We start from the raw sequence: 3,370 nt of genomic DNA on the forward strand, positions 1-3,370 counted from the left end.
GCTCCGAGGCCCGAGACCCGAGCGGCCGGAGCAGACGACTCGCTGGCCTCGGCCAGCCAGTGCTGGCCGAGGTGGGCGGCGAGCTCGCGCAAGGTCGGGTGGTCGAAGAAGTCAGCGAGGGGAACGTTGACCCCGAAGGCGTCGTCGACGGCCGCGACGATCTTCATGCCGCTGAGCGAGTCGAAGCCGTAGTCGGCGAGCGGGCGATCGGGCTCGATCTGGATGTTGAGCTGCAGCACGCCCTCGACGAGCTCGCGCAAGCGCTGCTCGAGGCTCGGGCCCGTCGAGGCGGCGACTCGCGCCGCGGGCTCCGGCGTCGCCTCGACCACCACTGCTGCCGCCGCCGCCGACTGGATCACCCCATCGCTCTGGGCGATCAACACGCGCTGGCCGAGCTCGGACCCGGCATCGCCGAGCTCGACGACCTCGCGGTAGCCCTCCTCGCGCAAGAGCAAGGACCAGGCCGCGGGCGACGCGAGCGGCGAGTCGGGCAGGCGCAGCTGGCCGTCGTCGAAGGCCCACCAGCCCTCGAGCACGCCGCCCCCAAGGGTCAGGAGCGGCCGGACCATCGTCAGCTCATTGAGCACCAGCCAGCCGCCTGGGCGCAGCAGCGCCTTGGCCTTGCGCAGGGTCGCCCGGAGGTTGCGGGTCGCGTGGACGACGTTGGTCGCCAGGACCAGATCGGCCACGCCAGCCTCGAAGCCCTGGCTGTCCAGGTCCCGATCGAGGTTGAGGGTCTCGAAGCGCGCGAACGGGTAGTCGGCGGCGAAGCGCTCGCGACCAAACTCGACGAAGCGCGGCGAGATGTCGGTGAACACGTAGCGCGCCCCGGCCCCGCACTCGGCGAGCGTGGCCAGGACCCACTCGCTCGTCGCGCCAGTCCCGGCGCCGAGCTCGATGACCTCGACCCCCGCCTGGCCCCGCTGCTCGACGAAGCAGCGGACGCTCTCGCGCACGAGCCGATTGAAGGAGTCGGTCAGCGGGTTGCCCTTGTAGAAGTTCTGGACCAGCTTCATCGAGGTCCCCGGGAACATGATCTGCGTGGCCCCGATCTCGGCGCGGAGGATCCTCGGGTAGTCGGCGAGGAACAGGCGGTTGAGGGTGATCGTCGCCTCGATGCTCGGGTAGCGACGCGCGAGCTCATCGAGCGCGGCCTCGGCCCAGGCCCACAGGCCCTCGATCTCGACCTCGGCGACGGCCGCGGTCGTCCACAGCTCCCGCCCGCGACGCTCGAGCAAGCTGGCATCGACGAGGATGTTGATCAGGGCCTCGTGCAGCCGATCGAACTTGGCGACGATCCCAAGCCTGGCGCGCAGGCCCGCGCCCTCGTGGCGCTCACCGGGCCGGTGGAACACACCCATGCGCCGGTAGGCATCGAGCAGCAGCCGGACCGAGACCGCCTCGATCTCATCGTAGCCAGCGAGCACGTCGGCGGCCGCGAGGTCGGGGGCACCGTCGGCGAGCAGGCGATCCCGCGCGGCCGCGAGCGAGGGCCCTGCGTCAGCGGCGAGCAGCCGAGCGTCCGCCTGGGGCGTGTAACCCATGGCCTCGAGCGCCCGCCTCGAGGCGCGGATCGGCATGACCTGCGCGAGGCCGCTGGCGAGGATCTGGCCCACGGCCTCGACGCCCGCGGCAGCGCTGAAGGCCTCGATGCCGAGGCCCGCGAAGATCTCCGCCAGGCCCGGCTGGGTCCCCGATCCAACCTGCCCCCAGTAGCCCTGGTTGATCACGGTCACGGGCACCCCAAGGCGCGCGCGAAGCAGCTGGCCGTAGGCGTCCTCCGTGGTCGACGCACAGATGTAGGCGCCGTTGCCAGCGAAGCTCCCGAACGAGCCCGCCGACGAGAACAGCGCGAGGAAGTCGAGGGGCTCGCCCGCGAGCGCACGGGCGAGCGCCCCGACGCCGTCGATCTTCACCCGCGTCGCGGCCACGAAGCTGGCCGTGTCGAGCGCGGCCAGGGCGTGGTTGTCGAACACCATCGCGGCATGGATGGCGCCGTGCAGCCCGCCAAAGCGCGCGCGCGCCGTGGCGATCGCTGCGCGCAGGTCCGCCTCCGAGCAGGCGTCCCCGCGGACATGGACGAGCTCGCCGCCGTACTCGCGGATCTTCGCCGCCGTCGCCTCGTGCTCGGCCTGCATCGGACCGCGGCTCAACCACAGCAGCCGGGCCTGGTGGCGGGCCGCGAGCGCGAGGCTGAGCTCGCGCGCGATGCCGCCGGTCCCGCCGACGATCAGGTAGACGCCGCGCTCACGGTAGACCGGGCCGCCTGCGGGCAGCTCGATCGCCCCGAGCTGCCGCTCGTAGCGAACGCCCTCGCGCAGCGCGACGCAGGGGCTCGAGCCGTCGAGCGGGAGGGCGAGGATCTCGTCGACGAGAGCGTGGCGCTCGATCGCCGTCGCGGTCTCGGCTCCGGCGAAGTCGAGGCCGGCGACGCGCAGCTGCGCGCGCTCTTTCGGCGCGACCTGCAGGAGCCCGTACATGCCCGCGGCGAGGGGGTTGTGCACGGCGCCGCCCGCCACGGCGAAGGCGTCGCTGGTCACGACGATCACCCGCTCGCAGCCCTCGCTGCGCAGCAGCTCGAACAGCGCGAGGGGGCCCCGGCGCTGATCGGCCGCGAGCTGCTCGGCGCTGCCGAGGCCGTCGAGGGCCAGGCTCGCGCCCCCGAGGTGAAGCACGAGGTCTGCCGCGACGCTTCGCGCCAGCCAGGCCTCCCGCGGCTGCGCGTCGAGATCGATGATCTCGAGCTGGCCGGGGGCGAGCCGGGCCGCGATCGCGTCAGCCAGCCAGGCCGACGCGGCGCTGACGAGCGCGACCACGCGAGCGGGACGGGTCGCGGCCCAACCGAGGCCCCGCGAATGCTCGGCGCGGCGCCAGGTCGGGCGATAAAAGCGAGGTCGCTCGGCGGCCGAGAGCTCGACCGGCTCGCGCTCGACGACCGCCTGGCTCGCCGACGCCCGGCTCGCCGACTCCCGGCTCGCCGGCTCCGGCAGCGACGGGATCCAGCAGCGCTCGCGCTCGAACCGATAGCTCGGCAGCTCGATGCGCCGGGCGCTGGCGGGTCCAACCTGCGCCCACTCGAGCGCGGCGCCTGCGACCCACAGCTTGGCCACGGAGTGAAGCTCACGCTGCGCGAGCGCCCGGTCGAGCGCGTCTCGCTGGGCGACGCTCAGCTCTGTCCGGACCCGCGCCGCATGACCCACGACCACGCGCGGATCGCTGCCCGTGGCGGCGAAGGCCTCGAGCACCGCGATCGCGTCGTCGAGGCTCGTGGCCACGAACGCCGCGCGGCGCTCGTACGCGCTGCGCCCGACCAGCAGCACGGCATGATCGATCGCATCGTCAGCCGGCTCGAGATGCGTGATCAGATCGG

General features: G+C 73.1%; 1 protein-coding gene. It reads right to left on the bottom strand.

From position 1 onward, the window contains the following. The coding region (locus DB30_RS40425; protein ID WP_146662906.1) for an SDR family NAD(P)-dependent oxidoreductase at nt 1–3,370 on the bottom strand (3,370 nt) is incomplete at both ends.

Origin of the sequence: Enhygromyxa salina, assembly GCF_000737335.2 — a bacterium.
Classification (GTDB): domain Bacteria; phylum Myxococcota_A; class Polyangia; order Nannocystales; family Nannocystaceae; genus Plesiocystis; species Plesiocystis salina_C.